At 39.5% G+C, this 24930-nt stretch carries 18 protein-coding genes, 2 rRNA genes and 1 riboswitch (1 of these 21 only partly in view); of the genes, 17 read left to right on the top strand and 3 right to left on the bottom strand.

The window, feature by feature from the left end:
• A complete protein-coding gene (locus tag ACVWM0_RS10355; RefSeq protein ID WP_476472540.1) occupies nt 1-1641 on the bottom strand; it encodes an ABC transporter permease subunit in 1641 nt (546 codons plus the stop codon).
• An 87-nt stretch (nt 1642-1728) separates the two neighbouring features.
• Nucleotides 1729-1908: riboswitch (Lysine riboswitch) on the bottom strand.
• A 183-nt stretch (nt 1909-2091) separates the two neighbouring features.
• On the opposite strand from ACVWM0_RS10355, the gene ACVWM0_RS10350 reads away from it, so the two are divergent.
• From ACVWM0_RS10350 to ACVWM0_RS10340, 3 genes are read left to right on the top strand one after another with little or no spacing between them, the layout of a single operon-like run.
• Nucleotides 2092-3000, top strand: a complete 909-nt coding sequence (locus ACVWM0_RS10350; protein ID WP_476472539.1) for an EamA family transporter — start codon at nt 2092-2094, stop codon at nt 2998-3000.
• Nucleotides 3001-3032: 32 nt separating this feature from the next.
• Nucleotides 3033-3731, top strand: a complete 699-nt coding sequence (locus ACVWM0_RS10345) for an NAD-dependent protein deacylase (protein WP_476472538.1) — start codon at nt 3033-3035, stop codon at nt 3729-3731.
• Nucleotides 3732-3739: 8 nt separating this feature from the next.
• Nucleotides 3740-4006 (top strand): chorismate mutase, encoded by a 267-nt coding sequence (locus tag ACVWM0_RS10340; RefSeq protein ID WP_476472537.1) that lies wholly within the window; start codon nt 3740-3742, stop codon nt 4004-4006.
• Nucleotides 4007-4028: 22 nt separating this feature from the next.
• Here ACVWM0_RS10340 and ACVWM0_RS10335 read toward each other — a convergent pair whose 3' ends face one another.
• Both ACVWM0_RS10335 and ACVWM0_RS10330 read right to left on the bottom strand, forming a co-directional pair.
• Nucleotides 4029-5396: a L,D-transpeptidase family protein gene (locus ACVWM0_RS10335; RefSeq protein ID WP_476472536.1), complete on the bottom strand. Its 1368-nt coding sequence runs from the start codon at nt 5394-5396 to the stop codon at nt 4029-4031.
• 102 nt (nt 5397-5498) lie between these two features.
• Nucleotides 5499-6467 (bottom strand): L-lactate dehydrogenase, encoded by a 969-nt coding sequence (locus ACVWM0_RS10330; protein ID WP_476472535.1) that lies wholly within the window; start codon nt 6465-6467, stop codon nt 5499-5501.
• 276 nt (nt 6468-6743) lie between these two features.
• Between ACVWM0_RS10330 and pth the strand changes: the two genes are divergently transcribed.
• The 14 genes from pth to ACVWM0_RS10260 all read left to right on the top strand — a co-directional run.
• Nucleotides 6744-7313: an aminoacyl-tRNA hydrolase gene (gene pth / locus ACVWM0_RS10325; RefSeq protein ID WP_476473706.1), complete on the top strand. Its 570-nt coding sequence runs from the start codon at nt 6744-6746 to the stop codon at nt 7311-7313.
• Between the two features lie 10 nt (nt 7314-7323).
• Complete coding sequence (mfd, locus tag ACVWM0_RS10320; protein ID WP_476472534.1) at nt 7324-10872, top strand: transcription-repair coupling factor; 3549 nt, start codon at nt 7324-7326, stop codon at nt 10870-10872.
• A gap of 15 nt (nt 10873-10887) precedes the next feature.
• Nucleotides 10888-12483: a putative polysaccharide biosynthesis protein gene (locus ACVWM0_RS10315; RefSeq protein WP_476472533.1), complete on the top strand. Its 1596-nt coding sequence runs from the start codon at nt 10888-10890 to the stop codon at nt 12481-12483.
• 17 nt (nt 12484-12500) lie between these two features.
• Nucleotides 12501-12776, top strand: a complete 276-nt coding sequence (locus ACVWM0_RS10310; RefSeq protein WP_476472532.1) for an RNA-binding S4 domain-containing protein — start codon at nt 12501-12503, stop codon at nt 12774-12776.
• Between the two features lie 67 nt (nt 12777-12843).
• Nucleotides 12844-13227, top strand: coding sequence for an FtsB family cell division protein (locus tag ACVWM0_RS10305; protein WP_476472531.1), 384 nt, complete (start codon nt 12844-12846; stop codon nt 13225-13227).
• Between the two features lie 61 nt (nt 13228-13288).
• A complete protein-coding gene (locus ACVWM0_RS10300; RefSeq protein WP_476472530.1) occupies nt 13289-13756 on the top strand; it encodes a S1 domain-containing RNA-binding protein in 468 nt (155 codons plus the stop codon).
• Nucleotides 13757-13820: 64 nt separating this feature from the next.
• On the top strand, nt 13821-15221 hold the full coding sequence (gene tilS / locus ACVWM0_RS10295; RefSeq protein ID WP_476472529.1) for a tRNA lysidine(34) synthetase TilS: 1401 nt from the start codon (nt 13821-13823) through the stop codon (nt 15219-15221).
• An 18-nt stretch (nt 15222-15239) separates the two neighbouring features.
• On the top strand, nt 15240-15785 hold the full coding sequence (hpt, locus tag ACVWM0_RS10290) for a hypoxanthine phosphoribosyltransferase (protein WP_476472528.1): 546 nt from the start codon (nt 15240-15242) through the stop codon (nt 15783-15785).
• Between the two features lie 90 nt (nt 15786-15875).
• A complete protein-coding gene (gene ftsH, locus ACVWM0_RS10285) occupies nt 15876-17999 on the top strand; it encodes an ATP-dependent zinc metalloprotease FtsH (RefSeq protein WP_476472527.1) in 2124 nt (707 codons plus the stop codon).
• Between the two features lie 80 nt (nt 18000-18079).
• The gene (hslO, locus tag ACVWM0_RS10280) at nt 18080-18970 is read left to right on the top strand and encodes an Hsp33 family molecular chaperone HslO (protein WP_476472526.1); all 891 of its coding nucleotides are present in this window, start codon (nt 18080-18082) and stop codon (nt 18968-18970) included.
• 66 nt (nt 18971-19036) lie between these two features.
• On the top strand, nt 19037-19975 hold the full coding sequence (dusB, locus tag ACVWM0_RS10275) for a tRNA dihydrouridine synthase DusB (protein WP_476473705.1): 939 nt from the start codon (nt 19037-19039) through the stop codon (nt 19973-19975).
• 127 nt (nt 19976-20102) lie between these two features.
• Complete coding sequence (gene lysS, locus ACVWM0_RS10270; RefSeq protein ID WP_476473704.1) at nt 20103-21566, top strand: lysine--tRNA ligase; 1464 nt, start codon at nt 20103-20105, stop codon at nt 21564-21566.
• Nucleotides 21567-22127: 561 nt separating this feature from the next.
• Nucleotides 22128-23685: ribosomal RNA gene (locus ACVWM0_RS10265) — 16S ribosomal RNA — on the top strand.
• 240 nt (nt 23686-23925) lie between these two features.
• Nucleotides 23926-24930, top strand: a 23S ribosomal RNA gene (locus ACVWM0_RS10260) (it continues 1908 nt past the right edge of the window).
• The 16S and 23S rRNA genes sit together here, the layout of an rRNA operon.

Here is a 24930-nt window from a genome sequence, read left to right as displayed (position 1 = left end):
TTAGTCATCCTTTCTTTCTAATTTTGATGTTTGCATTTGATTAGCGTAAGGTGCGTAGTGTCTATTCCCATCCAACCGTTTTTCAACAGAACGTAAGATGCGAGTGACAGTAAAGGTCATGATAAAGTAAAGCACACAGGCAACAAAGAAGGTATCAAAGAATCGTAAGTTACCACCAGCCACTGTTTTGGCTTGGAAAAATAACTCGGATACAGCAATAACGTTTAGTACAGAAGTATCTTTAATATTAATAACAAACTCATTACCAATAGCAGGCAATGTGTTTCTAAAGACTTGAGGAATAACCACGTTCCACATGGTTTGAGCGTGAGTCATTCCAATCGCTGCTGCCGCTTCAAATTGCCCTTTATCAACAGCGAAAATACCGCCACGAACAATTTCAGTCATATATGCCCCAGTGTTAATCGAAACAATAAATAAACCAGCAACAAGTGGGTTCACATCAATGCCAAAAGCTTGAGCAGAGCCATAGTAGATAACCATCGCTTGGACAATCATTGGTGTTCCACGGAAAATTTCAATATAGACTGAGAAAAAGCCATTTAACAATTTAACCAGCATTCTTGGGAATGGTTTTTTAGGAGTTGGGACAGTTCTGAAAATACCAATACCTAAACCAATCGCTGTACCAACCACAGTACCAACTAAGGAAATAAGTAATGTGACACCAGCGCCTCTAAGAAAAGCAGAGCCATTCTCACGAATAATTTTTACTACCCATAATTCTTGTTTTTCAGTAGTATCATTGGTTGTCTCTGTGGTTGTTTCTTCTTCTGAATCCTCAGCAATGTTTGTTTTCAATTGGATAGCTAATACGTTATCCATGATATCATTTCGTTCGTCTTTAGAAATAGTTCCAAGTAATTGATTGATTGCTTCTTTATTAGGGTCATTTTTTCTTAGACCCACAGCGATGGCTGTGTCATCTTCAGATGTTGTAAAGCCTTTCCCTTCGTCAAAAGCAATCATCTTGAATTTAGGGTTAATTTTTTCAGCGACAATGCCTTCAGGTCGTTCCGTTACGTAGGCATCAATTTTTCCTGATTCTAGAGCCACACGCATAGCAGGAAAGTTATCCATGGCTGTTTGTTTGTTGACGCCATCGATTTGATCAATCACTGTGTAATGGAGCGTGCTTAATTGAGCCGTTACTTTCGCGTCTTTGAAATCTTCTAAACTAGTAGCATCGGCATAGTCACCATCACTTTTAACAAGTAATACTAAGTCGGAGTTATAATAGACATCTGAAAAATCAATGGTTTTTTTACGTTCTTCTGTTGGTGACATGCCTGCAATAATGGCATCTACTTTACCAGATGTTAAGGCAGGAGCTAGTCCATCCCATTCTGTTTTGAAAATAACCAGTTCTTTCCCTAAGTCTTCTGCCATTCTTTTAGCAATTTCGACGTCATACCCACCAGCAAAGTCTCTAGAGTTTTTGATTGGGACCGCCCCGTTACTGTCATCGTATTGAGTCCAGTTAAAAGGGGGATATCCAGCTTCCATGCCAACAGTAAAGGTTCCTTCTGCTTGAGTGGTAGATGTCAGGAACATGAAGCTCCCAATAAATAAAATGAACGTTGTTACTAGTTGTCTAATGTGTCTTGTGTGTGTTGTCATATGTATTCTCTCCTTTGTGAAATAAAAAAAGAAGCAACCCATTTTGAAGGTTGCTTCTTTAATAAGATAAGTCATCGACATTATTTATTAAATATTAGCGCACCTCAGAATAGACTGAGACAGTTCTATAGTTATTCACTATAGCCCCAACAATAAACGTAGGTAAGGACCTTTTTTATCATTTCGGCGACAACTCCGCAACATCAGCATCAACGTATCCTCATACTCCACTGACTGTCATAGTTCATCGCAACCTCTAAATTATATATTAAGTTGTTCTTTTTCTTCTTGCAAACAATCATATCATAGATAAATTGAAAAGTCATGACTAATTTTCATAAAGAGTTTCTAAAGGGAAAATAGGGCGAGTTATTCTATTTAAAAAGATTGACGACTTAGGTATTTTAAGCTATTTTTAGAACAGAAAAAGAAAGAGAGAAGAGAGTGTGTATGTGGTTTTTACAAGGATTATTAGTGCTGTTAGCGTGGGGGACTGCCGATTTATTTTATAAAATCGGAAATAACGAAAGAGATCCGCACAGTGCAGAGAAAACAGTCATTATGGTTGGTCTTGTTATGGGGTTACACGGGATTGTTTATTATGGATGGTATGAAGGGATTCCTTTTAGTTGGTCTAATCTCTTAGTATATCTACCTGTCTCCAGCATGTATATTTTGTCTATGGCTATTGGCTATGTTGGGTTACGTTACATTGAATTATCTGTATCTTCTCCAATAAGTAACTCATCTGGTGCTGTTTCGGCTTTACTTACCTTTCTTTTATTGGGAGGCAAGATGGTATGGATTCAGTTTGTAGCTGTAGCCGTTATTTCGGTGGCCATTTTCTTATTATCTGTGTTTGAAAAGCAGTCATTAGACCAAGAACTTGTAAGGGAAGGAACAAAAGTAGAACGTAAATACCGTGTAAGTACACTGGCCATCTTATTTCCTATCTTATATTGTGTGATCGATGGTTTAGGAACCTTTTTAGATGGTTATTATTTAGAATATGCTCAAATTCTTCCTGAATCTGAGGCAAACATGAGTTATGAGTTAACCTTCCTTATAGTGGGTATCATCGTGCGGGGTTACTTAAGATGGGTAAAAAAAGAAAAAGTCTTTATTTTCAGAGAAAAAACAAAAGGATTAGCAGCTATTTTTGAAACATTGGGTCAATTCTTCTATGTTGGTGCCATTTCGCAAAATGCGATTGTTGTGGCTCCTATGATTGCCTCTTATAGTATTGTGTCTGTGATCTTGTCCCGTATTTTTCTAAAAGAAACATTAAGTCGTAAACAATATCTAATGATTCTAGCTATTATTATATCGATTGCTATTCTAGGATTCTTTGATGGCTAATGATAGACTAGAGGTATAGGAGGAGAGCAAAGATGAAAGAACAAGCGTATCAATTGATTCATGATAGTAAAAACATTGTCGTTATGACAGGGGCCGGCGTGTCTGTGCCTTCTGGTATTCCAGATTATCGTTCGATGACAGGTGTTTATCATGGAATTGAGGAACCGGAGTATTTGTTAAGTCACAGTTGTTTAATCAAAGAGCCAGATAAGTTTTATACCTTTGTTCAACAACTCTATCACCCAGAAGCAAAACCAAACGTGATTCATGAGGCAATTAAATCATTAGAAAGTAAACATCATGTGACAGTGATTTCGCAAAACATTGATGGCTTACATGACGCAGTAGGCAGCCGTAATGTCGTCAATTTTCATGGGACTTTGTATAATTGTTACTGTATGTCTTGTGGCCAAAGCATTTCTGTAGAAGCGTATTTAGAGTCTGACAGACATCAACAATGTGGAGGTCAGGTAAGACCGGATGTCGTATTGTATGAAGAGGGGTTATCAGAAGATAATATTCGTCGTGCTATAGAAGCAATGGAAGAGGCAGATTTAATCATGATCATAGGGACGACATTTAAAGTGTATCCGTTCAGTGGTTTGATTCAATATAGGGATAAAGATAGCGACATTCTTGTGATAAATAAAGAAGCCATCGGTTTGTACGGGGATCATCTAATGATAGAAGAATCAGCCGAGCGCTTTTTTAATCATAGTATGTTTAAGTGAGGTAGACAATGTTAGACAAACCTAGAAAAGAAATAGACAAGATTGATGTAGAGCTGATAAAGCTATTAGAACAGCGTTTCTTACAAGTTGATGAAGTGGTGAGAATAAAGAGAAAGACACATCTAGACGTTTTAGATACAGAACGTGAACAAGCTGTACTGAGTCGTTTAGCAGAGGTTATTACCCATAAAGAGTACGAAGAGGCATTACTTGCAACGTTTCAAAGCATTATGGATGTTTCAAAAGAATACCAAAAAAGGAAGGATGATTACTAATCATCCTTCCTTTTGAATTATTTTAAAATATCACAACAGGCACGCCAACATCAATCATATTGAATAATTCTTTACAAACAGATGGTGGTGTATTGATACAGCCGTGAGAACCGACTGTTTTATAAGAAGTTCCACCATAAGAACCTGGTGCTTGCCAATCTGAATCGTGAATACCAACACCGGTCCAGTCAATAGGCATCCAAAAATCAACAGGAGATGGAATTTCACCACCTGTTAAGACGGTGTCTCTGACTTTGTTCCAAACATAAAACATCCCAGGCGGCGTAGGAGTACTTGGCTTCCCTGTAATCACAGGTGTCTCAAGTGCTACTTTACCATCCTTGTAATACCACATATGTTGGGCTTGGATATCAACTTCAATATAGGTGTTTCCTACCATAGGAGCAGCAGGAGTACCACTTCCCACGAAAGCAGGTACGCGACCGCTGAAGCTTTCACCTTGTAACACAACTTCTTTTAATTGTTCCACTTCGGAATCAGTGGCAATGGTCCAACTATAAGCACCGGATGGAACAGATACTTCTCCGCGTTTTGTGCTCTTAAAATTCGTTGGGTTTGTACTGGTATTATATTTATCGCCAAGTTTTGTCACGTATTTACGGACCAAGTCGTCATTTAATGTGACTTCTCCGTCTTTGAACATCACCCAAGAAGCGAGTTCCTCTTTAGGAATCACAACCTCTTCACCACCAATGCTATAAGAAGCATCAATTTCTGCAATATCTTTTACCGCATCAAGTTCTTTTTTTAAAGAAGCATCACTGGCTAAAATAGTTGGTTTTTGCGTATGTTTACTTAAATCAAAGCTATTTTTCCCTGCTAAAATATCTTTTTTTAACTCTGCAGAGGCTTTTTTAACATCTAAGGTATCGCCAATTACTTCTGGGACAATCACAAAGGCTCCGTCTTTAGATTGGATGGAAGCATTCTCTGTTTTAGTTCTCTTTTTATTTGATTCTGTCATGTCTTTTTCTAGTTTGGTGATAGAAGCATCAAGAGATTGACTATTAATGGAATTGGCAACAAGGGAATGGGTTTGAGTTTTAAAGAAGCTAGTGAACCAAAGTAGTGGGTTTTGTTGAGATAGGGCGTTATCCACGGTTTTATCCATGTCATAAGACAGGCCTAACTCTTTGGTTGGTATTTTTTTCCACTCTTTTTCTTTATCAGTAATTGTGAAAAATTCGTCTTCCACATTCTTTGTCAGTTTTACCTTAGCCTCGCTTTTAGATAACTGACTCACGTCCACATTTCCAATTGTAGTTTTATTAACAAAAGTTTTTTGGAAATGAAGCACCTCATAACTGTAATAAGCGACAACAACAAGAACGGCTAGTAAAGGTAACAATAACCAACGTTTTTTCTTCATATCAGAACTCCTTCATCAAAAAATTGTAACATAATTGTAACATATACAACTAAAAATACAAGAAAGGGGTTCCCAAAACCCGTCAAAACCCTATAATTTTCATTAATTAAAGCCTAGGTTATCAAAAGCGGTCTCCATGATATCTTTTAATTTTTGAGAAGAGGCTTCAAACTTTTCTTTTTCGGCATCTGAGAGAGGAATTTCAATCACCTGACTGATACCTTGTCTGTTGACTACAGCTGGGGCCCCGATATACACATCATTCAATCCATATTGCCCGTCTAGATAAACAGACAACGGCAGCACCGCATGCTCGTCATTTAAAATGGCTGTGGTGATTCTTGCTAAGGACACAGCGATACCATAGAAGGTCGCTCCTTTTTTATCAATAATAGTATAAGCGGCATCTCGGACATTGAAGAACAGATTAACAAGAGCTTCTTCGTCTACTTCTGGGTGATCTTTTACCCATTCATAAATTTGTAGTCCTGCAATATTAGCATGAGACCAAACAGGAAACTCAGTATCACCGTGTTCACCTAAAATATAACCATGAACATTTCGAGCGTCTACTCCTACAAGTTCTGCAATGGATTGTCTAAATCTAGCAGAGTCTAGAGATGTACCACTGCCAATGACTTTGTGTTTGGGAAAACCTGAGAATTTCCAAGTAGCATAAGTTAAAATATCAACAGGGTTAGAGGCCACAAGGAAAATACCATTAAAACCAGATTCCACGACACTTTGTACAATGTCTTTGAAGATACGCAAGTTTTTATTGACTAAATCTAAGCGTGTTTCTCCCGGCTTTTGGGCCGCTCCTGCTGTAATAACGACTAAATCTGCATCATGACAATCGGCATAAGAAGCAGCGTAAATTTTTTTGGGTGAGGTAAAAGCCAGAGCATGAGATAAATCTAAGGCATCGCCTTCTGCTTTATCATGATCCACATCGATAATCCCTATTTCTTGGGCGATGTTTTGAGTGACTAAAGCAAAAGTGTAACTGGACCCTACTGCTCCGTTTCCTACAACGATAATTTTTTGATGACCTTTTAGTGCATGTGACATATAAAAACCTCCCTATTTATTTTTATCTAGTATACCACTGAAAGAGGAGAAGAGAGGACGAAATGCTTTTCTGTCTGTGGCTCACTTATTCGCTGTAAAGATGCTTTTAGATGTTTAAGAAATTGCTTAATTGTTTCAGGGATAAGTGAATTTAAAAGAAATAAAGAGTAATTATGGTATACTAAAGTAGATTCTGGGCATCTTTGTATGCGCAGATATTTTCGCGTGATAGAAAAATATAGAGACAATTAAGATAGAGGAAAGTGAGTGAGTGAAATGAAAATAATCGTTGGTCTAGGTAATCCTGGCGCTCAATATAGAGAAACGAAGCACAATATTGGCTTTATTACATTGGATGAAATAGCTTATAGAGAAAATATTCAGTTCAACAAGCATCAGTGTGAAGCGGATATCGCAGAATATTTTGTGAAAGGTGAAAAAGTACTACTGGTTAAGCCGCTAACGTATATGAATGAATCAGGTCGTTCCGTTGGGCCTTTAATGGATTACTATAATGTAGATGAAGAAGACATTGTAGTAATATACGATGATCTTGATCTACCAGTTGGGAAATTAAGATTACGTGAAAAGGGAAGCGCTGGTGGACATAATGGAATTAAAAGCTTGATAGCCCATTTAGGAACACAAGCCTTTAAACGCATTAAAATTGGTATTGATCGTCCAGCTAAAGGGGCATCCGTTGCTAACTATGTTTTAAGTACGTTCCCAAAAGCGACACATGAAGATATGTTATCTTCTGTACAGACTGCCGCTGATGCCGTGTCATTTTGGTTAGATGGCCATACGTTTGTGGATACAATGAACCAATATAATAGTAAGAAGTAGGTAGGAGAACATGAGAAAAGAGATGTACATAGAGCAAGGGCTAATGAGCCATATGCTAGGTAGCTCAAAAATCAAAGAGTGGCAATCCTTATTAGGTCCCAATACCAATCACCTTCTAACAGGGTTAACAGGTTCAGCCAAGGTGTTAACGATGGCAAGTGTGCTTGAAAAGGGAAAAAAAATCGTGGTTGTGGCACCTAATTTGTACTATGGGACTAAATTAATAGATGATTTCCAACACATTATTAACGAAGAGCTACTTCATTTCTATCCAGTAGATGAAGTGGCTGCTGTTGAGATGTCTTTTTCGTCACCAGAAGCGCTGGCTGACCGAATTGAAGCGTTAAATTTTTTAACGAGTCAAGGACCAGGTATTTTAGTTATTCCTCTAGCGGGGTTACGAAAGTTTGTCCCAAATCCTAAGGTGTGGCAAGAGAGTTTGAAGACAGTCTCCGTTGGGAATTCTTTAGAGTTAGAAACATTACCACAAGAATTGGTGTTACTAGGATATGACCGCCAACAGATGATTGGTAAACCAGGAGAATTTAGTGTTCGCGGTAGTATCATTGATATTTATCCACTGACGAGTGATTATCCTTTCCGTATTGATTTATTTGACGATGAAGTGGACTCTATTCGTTATTTTGATGTAGAGACACAGCGCTCGTTGGATTCCGTTGATGAGGTGATGATCACCCCAGCAACTGACACGCTTATCCGCCAAGAAGACTTGGTTAAAGGAGCCAGTGTGTTCAATGAAAAGATGACAGATAAATTGAATAAGATGGCCCCTGGGGAAGAAAAGGGAGCAACATCTGCTTATAGGGATTATGTCGTGGGAGAGTGGGAACAAGGACACCCAACAGAAGAAGTCAAAATGTACACGGACTTACTATATCCTGATAAGTACTCTATCTTAGACTATTTGAATGAGGACGATGTGGTCATGGTTGATGACTATGGTCGCATGATAGAATCAGAACGTGAATTACTGAGAGAAGAAGCAGAGTGGCTAACGCTTAAGTTAGAAGAAAACCTTGTATTTGAACAACAAGAATTAGGTGGGGATTTCAGACGTATTTTAAAAGATAGCCCTCAGTCTAAGACTTACTTCTCTTTATTCCAAAAAGGTATGGGAAATTTAAGGTTTCAAAGCATTCATCCCTTTGAGTATCGAAGCATGCAACAATTTTTTGGGCAAATGCCTCTCCTTAAAACAGAGATGACGCGTTGGCACAAACAAAAATATACGGTGGTCGTGTTAGCTGAAAATGAGGAACGAACAAAAAAAATAGAAGAATTATTTATTGATTTTGAGATTCCCGCTGTCGTTAATTATCGCTCAGAATTGCTACAACAAGAGACACAAATCAGACCAGGAATGCTGTCCACAGGATTTGAGTTACCAGAAGAGCGACTGGTTGTTTTAGTTGAAAAAGAAATCCTTCATACCAAAACGAGAAAAAAAGCGCGTCGTCAAACGATATCAAATGCAGAGCGCTTGAAGAGTTACAATGAATTAAAACCTGGCGATTATGTGGTACATGCGAATCACGGGATTGGTAAATATGTTGGAATGGAAACCTTGAAAAGTGGTGGCGTCCATCAAGATTACATGACCATTGTTTACAAGAATAACGATAAATTATTCATTCCTGTGACTCAGCTTGACTTGATACAAAAATACGTAGCCTCCGAATCCAAAACACCTAAAGTAAACAAATTAGGTGGAACGGAATGGACAAAAACTAAGAGCAAAGTTTCTGCTAAGGTAGAAGACATTGCAGATGATCTCATTAAGTTGTATGCCCAAAGAGAGTCCGAGAAAGGATACGCTTTTGCGCCAGATGATGATTACCAGCTGGAATTTGAAAATGCCTTTCCTTATTCTGAGACAGAAGATCAGCTGAGAAGTGTCAAAGAAATCAAGAAAGACATGGAACGAGAACGGCCTATGGACCGGTTGCTTGTTGGGGACGTTGGTTACGGTAAAACAGAGGTTGCTTTTAGAGCTGTGTTTAAAGCGATAAGAGATGGTAAGCAAGTTGCATTTCTAGTTCCAACAACGATACTAGCGCAACAACATTACGAAACCTTACTAGATAGAATGGCTAATTTCCCTGTTAATATTGGTTTATTAAGCCGTTTTAGAACAAAAAAACAGCAAGATGAAACATTAGCGCTCTTAAAAAAAGGGCAAGTGGATATTATCATCGGAACGCATAGAATCTTGTCTAAAGATGTTGAATTCATGGATTTAGGCTTGTTAATAGTAGACGAGGAACAACGTTTTGGTGTGAAACATAAGGAACGCCTCAAACAATTAAAGGCTCAAGTAGACGTGTTAACTTTAACGGCAACACCTATTCCTAGAACCCTTCATATGTCTATGCTTGGTGTCAGAGACTTGTCTGTTATAGAAACACCTCCGGCTAATCGTTATCCCGTACAAACCTATGTTATGGAGAAGAACCCAGGAGCGATTAGAGAAGCTTGTGAGAGAGAAATCGCTCGTGGTGGACAGGCCTTTTACTTGTACAACCGTGTAGACACGATTGAACAGAAAGTAGACGAGCTTAGACTACTGTTACCCGACGCTAGAATCTCTTACGCTCATGGCCAAATGACAGAAGTTCAGCTCGAAAATGTGTTGTTAGAGTTTATTAATGGGGAGTACGATATATTAGTGACCACAACCATTATCGAGACAGGTGTAGACATCCCGAATGTGAACACATTATTCGTCGAAAATGCTGATCATATGGGTCTATCTCAGTTGTATCAATTGCGTGGACGAGTAGGACGAAGTAATCGCATTGCTTATGCTTACTTTATGTATGAGCCACAAAAAGTATTGAATGAAGTCAGTGAGAAACGCCTACAAGCCATCAAGGACTTTACTGAATTAGGTTCGGGTTTCAAAATTGCGATGCGTGATTTATCCATCAGGGGAGCAGGTAATTTATTAGGCGCCCAACAACACGGATTTATCGATTCTGTTGGTTTTGATATGTATACACAAATGTTGACAGAGGCAGTGAACCGAAAACAAGGGAAAGAACAAAATGATACTAAGACGATGACTGAAATTGACTTAGGCATTGATGCGTACATTCCAACGGATTATATAGAAGATGAGCGACAAAAAATTGAAATTTATAAGCGAATTCGTCAATTAGAAAACCAAGAAATGTTTGATGAGCTTGAGGGAGACTTATTAGATCGTTTCGGAGAGTATCCGGACGAAGTAGCCAATCTCTTAACGGTTGGTTTGATTAAGATGAATAGTGATTTTGCTCTGATTTCTAAAATAACGAAACGTCAAGACAAAATTACCGTACTCTTAAGCAAAGAAGGAACGAACACGTACACTATTGAACAATTGTTTAAAGCATTATCTAAAACGATCCTTAAAGCAGAACTCAGTTCCGATGAACAATTGTCAGTCACGCTTAAATTAACCAAACAACAAGGCGTGGCAATATGGCTACAAGAACTCTCTCAATTTGTTGGAGCTTTGAGAGAACAGAAATACGTACAAAAATCTAAGAAAGCTTAAACAAAGGTGAAGGCGATGTCAGAACCAAAAGTAGAAGTCACCATGATGAGAGGGACGGTCATCTTAACTGTTACCTCTTTCATTGTTAAAATATTAAGTGCCGTTTATCGTGTCCCATTCCAGAACTTGGTGGGAGATGAGGGGTTTTATGTTTATCAGCAAGTGTACCCTATTTATGGGATTGCAATGACCTTAGCTTTGACGGGCTTACCCGTGTATTTTTCTAAAATGATTGCAGCTGAAAAATCAGAACTAAAACGTGGTGAGCTAATGAAGATGTTCCTTGTGGTTGTCACAGGCCTATCGCTTATCGCCTTTTTAGTGCTTTATTTTGGCGCGAAAGGGATCAGTAGAGCGATGGGAGATGCGTCATTAGCCCCATTGTTAAAAATTGTGTCAATGATGTTTCTTTTAGTACCCGGGTTATCGACTTACCGTGGCTTTTATCAAGGGCAGTTACAAATGAAACCAACAGCTATCTCACAACTCATTGAACAAGGCGTCCGTGTGGCTGTTATTTTAGCAGCGGGAGGTGCGTACCTCTCTTACGGGTTGACATTGTACCAAATGGGAAGCTTAGCAACAGCTGGTTCCTTGGTAGGTGGTGTAGCGGGATTAGGTATATTGTTCTTATATGGTAGAAAGCCTAAATTACCTAGGGTTTCGTGGCGTCATGTGCCAAAAGCATCTTGGCGTCCCTTTACTCGTCGCTTGTTAAGAGAGGGAGGGACTCTTTGCTTTTTTAGTGCCTATCTTGTGTTATTCCAATTGATTGATTCCTTTGTTGTTAAACAAGCATTGGAATTTGGAGGGCTTACTGAACTTGAGGCAAAGATGGCTAAAGGCGTTTTTGACCGCGGGCAACCATTAGTCCAATTAGGAGTGGTTGTGGCAATTGCTATGACGGCGTCTTTTTTACCTCTCTTAACGAAGTATTACGTCATGAAAGAGGATCAAGCATATGAACAAACCGTCCATTCTTATTTCAAAGTGTCACTGGTTATTGGGAGTGCTGCAAGCATAGGTTTATCAGCTGTCTTACCTTATATTAATGTGACGCTATTTGAAGATAATAGTGGTGAAGTAACATTGAGCGTGTTTGTACTATCGGTCTTTTTAGTCTCAATGATTCAAACCTATCAAACGATTTATCAAAGCCAGAACTTGGTGAGACGGCAATTTATCTCCGCGTTAATGGGGTTAAGCGTCAAAGGTATCATGTCACCTATCCTTACTATTTATTTAGGTACAGTTGGTTCTAGTATCAGCACACTATTAGGTCTAGCCGTATGCTGGGGACTGTTACGCTTCTATTTATTTAGACATCAAGCAAGGCTCAAAATTGAAAAAGGTTATCTATTGAAGGTGATGAAGAGTTTGGTCGTGATGAGTGTGTTACTACTCGTTTATAGAGGGGTAATGTCTCAATTAAGTTGGATGTCTTATGGAAGAGTGATGAGCTTACTAATTACTTTATTAGGAGTGGTATTAGGATTCACCAGTTATTTGCTCTGTGTGATACATTATCAATTATTTAATGATGCGGAGTGGATGATGGTTCCTTTTGGTAAAAAGATAGTAAAAAAAATGAACAAAACAAACGATAAATAAGAAAGCAGGTAAAAGAGATGAGATTAGATAAATATTTAAAAGTATCGCGAATTATTAAGCGCCGAACAGTAGCTAAAGAAATAGCAGACAAAGGGCGTATCCAAGTTAATGGTAACCAAGCAAAATCGTCAACGAGTGTTAAAGTCGGAGATGAAGTGAAGTTATTATTTGGTAATAAGACATTAGTTATTAAAGTCCTACAACTGAAAGACTCAACGAAAAAAGAAGACGCAGCAAAAATGTACGAGATAATTAGTGAGACCCGTGACACAGTATATGAAAGTTTGGATTAGTATTAGACAAGCTGCAGGGGAATTGGTATAATAATCATATATTTGATGAATGGAGTCTGGACAAACAATGGATAAGGAACAAAAATTACTCACATATGACACAGAACAATCCAATAGTGCTAAGTCAATGATGCAACTGAAAAATGATAGCAACCATGTTATTTTTCGCCGCCGTCGCTTAACAATTATGTTTGCTGTCGCTTTTGTTGTTTTTTCCTTAATTGGTATCAATCTATTTAAGAACGGACAACATCTTATGTCTTTACAAGAGGACCGTGCAGTCGTTACCAGTGAAAATAAAGAGGTCGCTAAAGAGAAAAAAGTCCTAGAGCGTGAAGTTAACTTACTTAATGATGATGAGTATGTTGAGAAGGTAGCCCGTGCCAAATACTTTTATTCTAAAGAAGGCGAACAAATCTATAGTATTCCTGAATTAAACGGTTCTAATTAATCATTTGGTTACAATGAAATAAAATAAATATTTAGAAGGTTCAAGGAGGATAAATTTTTTTATGTCAATTGAAGTAGGGGTAAAGCTATCTGGAAAAGTTTCAGGTATTACCAATTTTGGAGCATTCGTTGATCTGGGCGAAGGAAAAACAGGTCTGGTACATATTAGTGAGGTATCCAACAGTTTTGTCAAAGACATTAACGATGTGTTAAGTGTTGGAGACGAAGTAGAAGTTAAAGTGATGTCAGTTGGTGACGATGGTAAGATTGGTTTGTCAATCAAACGTGCCAACGAAGAAGCAAGACCAGAACGACCACAAAGAGAACGTCGTGACTACAAACCACGTCGTCCAAGTAATAACCGTACTGATAATCAAAGTAACAACCGTAAACCGCCAGTTGCCGCTCAAAAGAAAGAAAGCTTCGATACATTGATGAGTTCATTCTTGAAAGATAGTGATGATCGTTTGACATCATTAAAACGTAACACTGAAGGTAAGCGTGGTGGCCGTGGTGGCCGTCGTAATTAAAATAGATAAAAGGATAAGCTGAGAAGTCTTATCCTTTTTTTTAATGGTATTTAGGAGGGAAGAGATGTCTTTAGAAGGCGTATTTAATCAAGAGGTGAGGCACCATAAGTGGTGGACATCAGAGACACGGGTCTTGGTGGCGGTGTCAGGTGGTGTGGACTCGATGGTGTTGTTATCTTTAATTGATTCTTTGCCCAATGAGATAAAACCATTGATAGGTGTGGCTCATGTCAATCATCAGTTGCGAAAGGCTTCTGAGAAGGAGCAATCTTTTCTTAAATCCTATTGCCAAGAAAAAGGCTATCCTTTTTATACTAAAAATTGGGAAGAAGGCAAGACAATAACCAGTGGTGTTGAGGCCTGCGCTCGAGAGGTACGGTATTCTTTTTTTTCAGATGTTATGTCGAAAGAGTGTTATTCCGTACTTGTGACGGCACATCATGAAGGGGATCAGGCTGAAACAATCATGATGCGGTTGACCACAGGACAATCCTTGTTTAATCTATCAGGGATTAAACAGCAACGTCCCTTTAGTTCTGGTAGGCTTGTGCGTCCACTCTTATCTATTAAGAAGGTGGCATTATATGCGTATGCTGAGGAGCAGGGCATCCCTTATTTTGAAGATAGTACGAATCAAGAGATGGACTATCTTAGGAATCGTTTACGCCTAAGTGTTATTCCTTTGTTAGAAAAAGAAAACCCTCAATTTTCTACGTCCTTATCTGAATTGAGTCAGGAAATTCAGTACAGCGAAAGGTTACTTCGACAAATGATTGCGCCTGTTTATGATACTTGCGTTCATTATAGAGAAAGTCAGTGGTGTATTCAGCGTGACCGCTTTTTAGAGCAACCAGAAGAACTACAATTTTTTATTTTGCAGCAATTTATGACCCGATTTAATCAACAAGAGGAGGAAGTGATTGGGCAAGGACAACTAAAAGAGATTGAAAAACGGTTATTGTCGAGTGAGCCTTCCCATGAAACTATGTTAAAAAAACCTTGGGTAATGATGAGAGAGTATCACGTTCTAAGGATTGTAAAAAAAGAATCGTTGGAGAAGGTCAATGCGCTTTACCAAATAGAACGCAATCAAGGGATATTTTTGTCAGAACAGGAATGGCTAGGTTATGGTATTCCTTCTGAACTGACTATTCCTAAAAATGTCCGTCATTGGGAAACAAAAGAGATGATACTGCCAGATGATATCGTTACTCCTATTATAGTAAGAAAAAGACGAGAGGGTGACCGATTCGTCTTCAATAAACAAGGTCAGAAGAAGAAAGTCTCTCGTTATTTTATAGACGAGAAAATAGCACAAACAAACCGTGATAAATCGTGGGTAGTAACAGATGGTGAAGAGAATGTCATTTGGTTGCTTCCTTTTAGAGAATCTTATTTGAGTATTCCTAATGAAACTGATAAAATACAGTATAAGCTTGTCTATTACGCAAAAAATGACAGGTAATTTTGGAAGGAGATCCCGATGTTAGAAAAAGATATAGAAAAAGTTTTTTACTCAGAGGAACAAATTAAAGAGAGAGTAAACACTTTAGGTCAAGCAATTAGTAAAGATTATGAAGGTAAAAACCCATTAGTAGTAGGTGTATTAAAAGGAGCTGTCCCATTTCTATCAGACTTAACACGTGCCATTAATATTCATTTAGAAATGGATTTTATGGATGTATCAAGTTATGGAAATGCGATGGTATCTTCTGGAGAAGTCCGTATTCTGAAAGATTTAGATACGGTGGTTGAAGGTCGCCATATTATCCTAGTTGAAGATATTATTGATAGTGGTCGGACATTGAGATATTTAGTAGATATGTTGAAACATAGAAAAGCAGCATCTGTTAAAATTGTGACAATGCTAGATAAGCCAGAAGGCCGCGTTGTAGAAATGAATGCAGACTACATCGGTTTTGATGTACCGAATGAATTTGTTGTAGGTTACGGCTTAGATTATGCTGAAAGCTATCGTAATTTACCATACATCGGTGTATTAAAACCTGAAATATACGAAAACAATTAAATTTGTGTTAACTCGTGTATCCTATGTTTAACCTATGTTATAATAACGACTTAAAGTATTAAAATACAGACTAGGTAGAGGAGGACTTGTATGAATAATAAGAATAAGAATACTAAAAATTCAGGAATGAAAAATTCGCTATATTATGTCATTGTTTTCTTATCAATGCTAATGGTAGTGTACTTCTTCTTTGGACAAGGTGGCGATCAATCACCTAATATTAACTATTCAACGTTTCAACAACAATTAAAAGATGAACAAGTAAAAGATTTTAGTGTACAACCATCCAATGGCGTTTATAAAATCACAGGTGAGTATTTTGAAGATCAAAAAATCACAGATTCTGGTGGGCTACCTGTGTTTGGTAACACAAAAGTAAAATCTAAACGTTTTACAACAACAGTCTTACCAAATGACTCAACAATTGAGACAATCAGTCAAGCAGCTAAAGAGACAAAAACAAAATTTGTTGTCAAAGAGCAATCAAATAGTGGTATGTGGTTCTCGCTTTTATTTAGTTTCTTGCCAATTATCTTAATGGTCTTCTTGTTCTACATGGTAATGGGACAAGGTGGACAAAGCGGTGGTAATGGCCGTGTCATGAACTTTGGTAAAACAAAAACAAAAGAAACAGATCAAAAATCAATCACTGTAAGGTTCTCAGACGTTGCAGGTGCAGAAGAAGAGAAACAGGAATTAGTCGAAGTGGTTGAATTCTTAAAAGACCCACGTCGTTTTGTAGAGCTTGGAGCTCGTATCCCAGCAGGTGTCCTTTTAGAGGGACCTCCAGGAACGGGTAAAACGTTACTAGCTAAAGCTGTTGCTGGTGAAGCAGGCGTACCATTCTTCTCTATCTCAGGATCAGATTTCGTTGAGATGTTCGTTGGTGTCGGGGCAAGTCGTGTCCGTGACTTGTTTGAAAATGCGAAAAAAGCAGCACCTGCCATTATCTTTATTGATGAGATTGATGCAGTAGGTCGTCAGCGTGGAGCTGGTATGGGTGGGGGTCACGATGAACGTGAACAAACACTTAACCAATTACTTGTTGAGATGGATGGATTTGGGGGCAATGAAGGTGTTATTGTTATTGCAGCAACGAACCGTTCAGATGTACTAGACCCAGCGTTGTTACGTCCAGGTCGTTTTGACCGTCAAATCCTAGTTGGTACCCCTGATGTTAAGGGGCGTGAGCAAATCTTAAAAGTTCACTCACGTAATAAACCATTAGCAGAAGATGTAGACTTGAAAGTAGTCGCACAACAAACACCAGGTTTTGCTGGTGCCGATTTAGAAAACGTCTTAAACGAAGCTGCTTTAGTAGCGGCTCGTCGTAATAAGAAAAAAATTGATGCAAGTGACATTGATGAGGCTCAAGACCGTGTTATCGCGGGACCAGCTAAAAAAGATCGTGTGATTAGTAAACGTCAACGTGAACTTGTTGCCTATCACGAAGCAGGGCATACTATTTGTGGGTTAGTATTAGATGATGCGAACATCGTCCACAAAGTAACAATTGTTCCTCGTGGTCGTGCAGGTGGTTACATGATTTCTCTTCCAAAAGAAGATCAATTCTTAATCACTAAAAATGAAATGTTTGAACGTATTGTTGGTTTACTTGGTGGACGTGTCGCTGAAGAGATTGTCTTTGGTGTCCAATCAACAGGAGCAAGCAATGATTTTGAGCAAGCAACAAGCTTAGCGCGTTCAATGGTTACTGAATACGGAATGAGTGATTTATTAGGACCTGTTCAGTATGAAGGAAACCATCAAGTCTTTGTTGGTCGTGATTATGGTCAAACAAAAGCTTATTCAGAACAAGTGGCTTACCAAATCGATGAAGAAGTTCGCAGTATCTTGAAATCAGCTCATGCTAAGGCTGTTGAGATTATCAACGCCCACATTGAGCAACACAAACTAATTGCTGAAGCTTTATTAGAACACGAAACATTAAATGCAAAAGAAATTACGTCAATCTTTGAAACGGGTGTGATGCCTGTTAGCGAAGAAAAAACAGAATTTCCAAGCGAAAAAGAAGGTTCTTTTGAAGCAGCGAAAGAAGCGTTAGAACGTAAAGATGCTGAGAAGCAACAAGCTGAATCAGACACTGAAGCAAAAGAAGAATCAAGTGAATCAGATACTTCTGTTGTGGAGGATTCTAAAGAAGCAAAAGACTCAGATTATGAGCAAAATAATTTTGAAGATCGTTACAAATAAGTTATGATGAGTGGGATATACGAAAGTGTAACCCACTTTTTTATGCTTACATTTATATTAATAGATAAGGAAGATAGATAATGGAAGACTATTTAGTAAAAGCACTATGTTTTAATGGTGAGATTAGAGCGATGGCTGTTCGTACAACGAACATTGTTGACGAAGCCCAAAGAAGACATGACACATGGCGTGCAGCAACAGCGGCTCTTGGACGTACAATGACTGGATCATTACTCCTAGGCTCAATGCACAAAGGGAATGACAAACTAACAGTTAAGATCCAAGGGGATGGTCCTTTAGGTGCCATTGTTGTAGATGCAGATGCTAAAGGTAACGTTAAAGGGTACGTACAAAACCCAAGCGTTAACTTACCAGCAAATGATGTGGGTAAAATTGACGTACGTGGGGCAGTGGGAACTAATGGTTCATTGAGCGTGATTAAGGACTTAGGATTGAAGGAAGCTTTTACGGGACAAGTGCCACTAGTATCAGGTGAGCTTGCTGAAGATTTCACTTATTACTTAGCTAACTCTGAACAAGTTCCTTCAGCTGTTGGACTAAGTGTGTTAGTAGATAACGAAAACGATGACCGTGTGAAAGCAGCTGGAGGGTTCATGATTCAAGTGATGCCAAACGCGACAGAAGAAACATTAGTAGAAATCGAAAAACGTTTAGCTGATATTCCACAAGTGTCCACGCTATTAGACCAAGGGGAAACACCAGAAAACATCTTAGAGCGTTTACTTGGTAAAGAAAATGTAGACATTTTAGATAAAATGCCAGTTCAGTTCCATTGTGACTGTTCTAAAGAGCGTTTCTCATCAGCGATTGCCACACTAGGTGAAGTAGAACTGACAGCGATGATTGAAGAAGACGAAGGTGCAGAAGCAGTGTGTCATTTCTGTGGTGAAAAATACAACTACGATGCACAAGAATTAACAGCTATCAGAGATGAAGCGATTAAGAAGTAAAGGGGGCTATTACTTTTGTGGAAGATAGGTAATGTAGGAATTCCGAATAAAGTTGTTGTGGCTCCAATGGCAGGGATTAGTAACTCTGCTTTCCGGGTAACAGTGAAAGAATTTGGGGCAGGACTTGTAGTATGTGAGATGATTAGTGATAAAGGCATTCAACAGCGTAATAAGAAAACATTAGATATGCTGTATATCGATGAAACAGAACATCCTTTAAGCTTACAGATATTTGGTGGGAATAAAGATAATTTAGTAGAAGCAGCCAAATTCGTAGAAGAGCATACCACAGCGGACATTATTGATATCAATATGGGCTGTCCTGTTAACAAAATTATAAAGGCTGAAGCTGGCGCAAGGTGGTTACTGGATCCAGATAAAGTCTATGAAATGGTAGAAGCAGTGTCTAGTGCTGTGAGTATCCCTGTAACAGTGAAACAACGCATTGGTTGGGATGAAGAACACGTCTACGCTGTAGAAAATGCCCTAGCCGCTCAGAGTGCAGGTGCAGCCGCTGTAGCAATGCACGGGAGAACCAGAGTACAAATGTACGAAGGCAAAGCTAATTGGGATGTACTAAGAGATGTGAAGAAAGCTTTAACCATTCCGTTTATGGGGAATGGGGATGTTAGAACACCAGAAGATGCGAAACGCATGCTGGATCACGTAGGATGTGACGGTGTCATGATAGGAAGAGCCGCTTTAGGTAATCCGTGGATGATATATAGAACGCAGCATTACTTAGAGACCGGTGAATTACTAGAAGAACCACAACCTGGTGAAAAAATGATTACGGCTAAACTTCACTTAGATCGGTTGATCCGATTAAAAGGGGAAAAAATTGGTTGTTTAGAATTTAGACAACATGCGGCGTATTATTTAAAAGGTGTACCAAGAGCTGCTAAAGCTAAAATCGCTATCAATAAAGCAGAAACTCAAACAGAGATGGTTGAGATACTAGATGATTTATTGAGTAATTTGGTAGAGAAGGGTTTAGCGGTTTAATTTATAGAAAGAAAAGGCAAATAGACTTGCCTTTTTTTGTTTTGATATGGCATTATAGAGAAGAATAGTTATTAAAATTAGAATAGGGGGAAGTAGCGTGTCAAAAGAGATAGAAGGACAAACTGAGATGAATGATCAGTTAATAGTTAGAAGAGAGAAAATGATGGAGTTACGCGAAAAGGGGCTAGATCCTTTTGGTACTCGTTTTGAACGTACAACTAACTCAGCCGAATTACATGCCATGTATGATGATAAAACAAAAGAAGAACTTCAAGAAGTAGGAGCTGTTGCTACTATTGCTGGCCGTATGATGACAAAACGCGGTAAAGGTAAAGTAGGATTCGCTCATTTACAAGATAGAGAAGGCCAAATCCAAATCTATGTACGTAAAGATGCTGTTGGAGAAGAAGATTATGATTTATTCAAACAAGCTGACTTGGGAGATTTCATTGGAGTAACTGGAGAAGTAATGAAAACGGATATGGGTGAAGTAACCATTAAGCCGACATCGTTAACTTTCTTAACGAAAGCATTGCGTCCATTACCAGACAAATATCATGGTTTAACAAATGTGGAGCAAAAATACCGTCAACGCTATTTAGATTTAATTAGTAATAAGGATAGTTTTGATACCTTTGTTAAACGCAGTGAGATTATTAAAGAAATCCGTAATTATTTAAATGATAATGGGTACTTAGAAGTAGAAACACCAACATTACACAACATGGCAGGTGGTGCAGCGGCCCGTCCGTTCATTACTCACCATAATGCGTTAGACATGGAACTTTATTTACGTATCGCTTTAGAACTTCACTTAAAACGATTAATCGTTGGAGGCATGGAAAAAGTATACGAAATTGGTCGTGTGTTCCGTAATGAAGGGATTGATACAACTCACAATCCAGAGTTCACGATGTTAGAAGTGTATACAGCTTATACAGACTATTTAGATATTATGAACTTAACAGAGGGAATTATTACAAGTGTGGCACAAAAAGTATTGGGTAAACTACAAATCGAATACGGTGAGCACCAAGTTAACTTAGAAGGCCCATGGAAGAGAATTCATATGGTAGAAGCGATTAAAGAAGTATCAGGTGTTGACTTCTGGCCAGAGATGACAGATGAAGAAGCGCGCAGTATCGCTAAAGAACATGGAGTACATATAGAAGAACATATGGATTATGGTCACGTGGTCAATGAATTCTTTGAAAAATATGTAGAAGATACTTTGATTCAACCAACCTTTATCTACGGTCACCCAGTATCAATTTCGCCATTAGCGAAGAAAAATGCAGAAGACCCACGCTTTACAGATCGTTTTGAAGTATTTATAGTAGGAAAAGAGTATGGTAATGCCTTTACTGAATTAAATGACCCAATCGATCAACGTGAGCGCTTTGAATCACAAATGAAAGAAAAAGACTTAGGTAACGATGAAGCACATGGTATTGATGATGACTTTATTGAAGCTTTGGAATATGGTATGCCGCCAACTGGTGGTTTAGGTATCGGAATTGATCGTTTAGTCATGCTATTAACTAACTCTCAATCAATCAGAGATATCCTGTTATTCCCTACAATGAGATAAAAAAGCAAAAAAAGGAGAAATTTCTCCTTTTTTTTTATTTATTTTTTCATGAAAATATCAGTGTTTTTCACAAATTAGCCTATATGTTTTCAAATAGTTAACATCATGCAACGTAATCCTCTTATACCCGAACTAAAAACACTTTTTTTTATTTATATAACCGCAAAAGACGAATTTTGAAGAGGTGTTGACGGATGACGATTTAATTGGTATATTATTAAATGTCGCTGATGACATAACAGAAATAAAGAACATTCATTAAATTGACTTTGAACTTTAAACCTATTGTCATCAAAGTTTTTGTAGCATGTACCAAAAGAAATAAATAACAAACAAAAATATTTATTTTTTAAAAGTAGTTGACATTCTGTCGAATACTTGGTATGATATAAAAGTTGCAAGAGCAACGAACGATTTAGACCTTTGAAAACTGAACAAAGTAAGACGAACCAAATGTGTAGGTGTTTTTACGAAAGTAAAAATAACCAGAATTATTATAGTGAAGAAATATCGCTAGCAAGTTTTAAAATGAGCTAAACATCTTCGGATGTTATCATAACTTTTATTGAGAGTTTGATCCTGGCTCAGGACGAACGCTGGCGGCGTGCCTAATACATGCAAGTCGAACGCAACTATTTTCACCGGAGCTTGCTCCACCGAAGATAGTTGAGTGGCGGACGGGTGAGTAACACGTGGGCAACCTGCCCATCAGAGGGGGATAACACTTGGAAACAGGTGCTAATACCGCATAATTCGTTTTCTCGCATGAGAAGATGATAAAAGACGCTTCGGTGTCACTGATGGATGGGCCCGCGCTGCATTAGTTAGTTGGTGGGGTAATGGCCTACCAAGACCGTGATGCATAGCCGACCTGAGAGGGTGATCGGCCACACTGGGACTGAGACACGGCCCAGACTCCTACGGGAGGCAGCAGTAGGGAATCTTCGGCAATGGACGAAAGTCTGACCGAGCAACGCCGCGTGAGTGAAGAAGGTTTTCGGATCGTAAAACTCTGTTGTTAGAGAAGAACAAGTGGGAGAGTAACTGTTCCCACCTTGACGGTATCTAACCAGAAAGCCACGGCTAACTACGTGCCAGCAGCCGCGGTAATACGTAGGTGGCAAGCGTTGTCCGGATTTATTGGGCGTAAAGCGAGCGCAGGCGGTCTTTTAAGTCTGATGTGAAAGCCCTCGGCTCAACCGAGGAAGGTCATTGGAAACTGGGAGACTTGAGTGCAGAAGAGGAGAGTGGAATTCCATGTGTAGCGGTGAAATGCGTAGATATATGGAGGAACACCAGTGGCGAAGGCGACTCTCTGGTCTGTAACTGACGCTGAGGCTCGAAAGCGTGGGGAGCAAACAGGATTAGATACCCTGGTAGTCCACGCCGTAAACGATGAGTGCTAAGTGTTGGAGGGTTTCCGCCCTTCAGTGCTGCAGTTAACGCATTAAGCACTCCGCCTGGGGAGTACGACCGCAAGGTTGAAACTCAAAGGAATTGACGGGGGCCCGCACAAGCGGTGGAGCATGTGGTTTAATTCGAAGCAACGCGAAGAACCTTACCAGGTCTTGACATCCTTTGACCACTCTAGAGATAGAGCTTTCCCTTCGGGGACAAAGTGACAGGTGGTGCATGGTTGTCGTCAGCTCGTGTCGTGAGATGTTGGGTTAAGTCCCGCAACGAGCGCAACCCTTATTGTTAGTTGCCATCATTCAGTTGGGCACTCTAGCGAGACTGCCGGTGATAAACCGGAGGAAGGTGGGGATGACGTCAAATCATCATGCCCCTTATGACCTGGGCTACACACGTGCTACAATGGACAGTACAATGAGTTGCGAGACCGCGAGGTTTAGCTAATCTCTTAAAGCTGTTCTCAGTTCGGATTGTAGGCTGCAACTCGCCTACATGAAGCCGGAATCGCTAGTAATCGTGGATCAGCATGCCACGGTGAATACGTTCCCGGGCCTTGTACACACCGCCCGTCACACCACGAGAGTTTGTAACACCCAAAGTCGGTGAGGTAACCTTCGGGAGCCAGCCGCCTAAGGTGGGATAGATGATTGGGGTGAAGTCGTAACAAGGTAGCCGTATCGGAAGGTGCGGCTGGATCACCTCCTTTCTAAGGAATATTACGGAAACACATTGGCCGTTACTTACTTTGTTCAGTTTTGAGAGGTCTACTCTCAAACGATTTGTTCATTGAAAACTGGATAGTTGAAGTTAGACATCAACATAAACCGAGAACACCGCGTTGAACAGTTGTTTTTTAAAAACTACTGTGAAATGTGTCGATAGATTAGATATCGCTATCTAACTATTGATAAAAATTAGTAATACAATCTAACCGTAGGTTAGAAAAGGTTAAGTGAATAAGGGCGCACGGTGGATGCCTTGGCACTAGAAGCCGATGAAGGACGGGACTAACACCGATATGCTTTGGGGAGCTGTAAGTAAGCTATGATCCAGAGATTTCCGAATGGGGGAACCCAGCATCTTTAATAGGATGTTACTTTCAAGTGAATACATAGCTTGTTAGAGGTAGACGCAGAGAACTGAAACATCTAAGTACCTGCAGGAAGAGAAAGAAAAATCGATTTCCTTAGTAGCGGCGAGCGAAACGGAAACAGCCCAAACCAACAAGCTTGCTTGTTGGGGTTGTAGGACTCAGCTGTGGTAGCTGTTGTGAATAGTCGAATCGACCTGGAAAGGTCAGCCGAAGAGGGTAAAAGCCCTGTAGACGAAATTGACAACACACCTATGAGTATCCTGAGTACGGCGGAACACGAGAAATTCCGTCGGAATCCGGGAGGACCATCTCCCAAGGCTAAATACTCTCTAGTGACCGATAGTGAACCAGTACCGTGAGGGAAAGGTGAAAAGCACCCCGGAAGGGGAGTGAAATAGAACCTGAAACCGTGTGCCTACAAGAAGTCAAAGCCCGTTAATGGGTGATGGCGTGCCTTTTGCAGAATGAACCGGCGAGTTACGATTGCATGCGAGGTTAAGCTGAAGAAGCGGAGCCGTAGCGAAAGCGAGTCTGAATAGGGCGAATTAGTATGTAGTCGTAGACCCGAAACCATGTGACCTACCCATGTCCAGGTTGAAGGTGTGGTAAAACACACTGGAGGACCGAACCCACGTACGTTGAAAAGTGCGGGGATGAGGTGTGGGTAGCGGAGAAATTCCAAACGAACTTGGAGATAGCTGGTTCTCTCCGAAATAGCTTTAGGGCTAGCCTCGGAATTAAGAATGATGGAGGTAGAGCACTGTTTGGACTAGGGGCCCATCTAGGGTTACCGAATTCAGATAAACTCCGAATGCCATTCATTTATATCCGGGAGTCAGACAGTGAGTGATAAGATCC

The organism is Vagococcus sp. 211 (assembly GCF_056322705.1).
The sequence above is the reverse complement of the archived record's forward strand: the minus strand, read 5'-3'. Positions and strand labels throughout refer to the sequence as shown.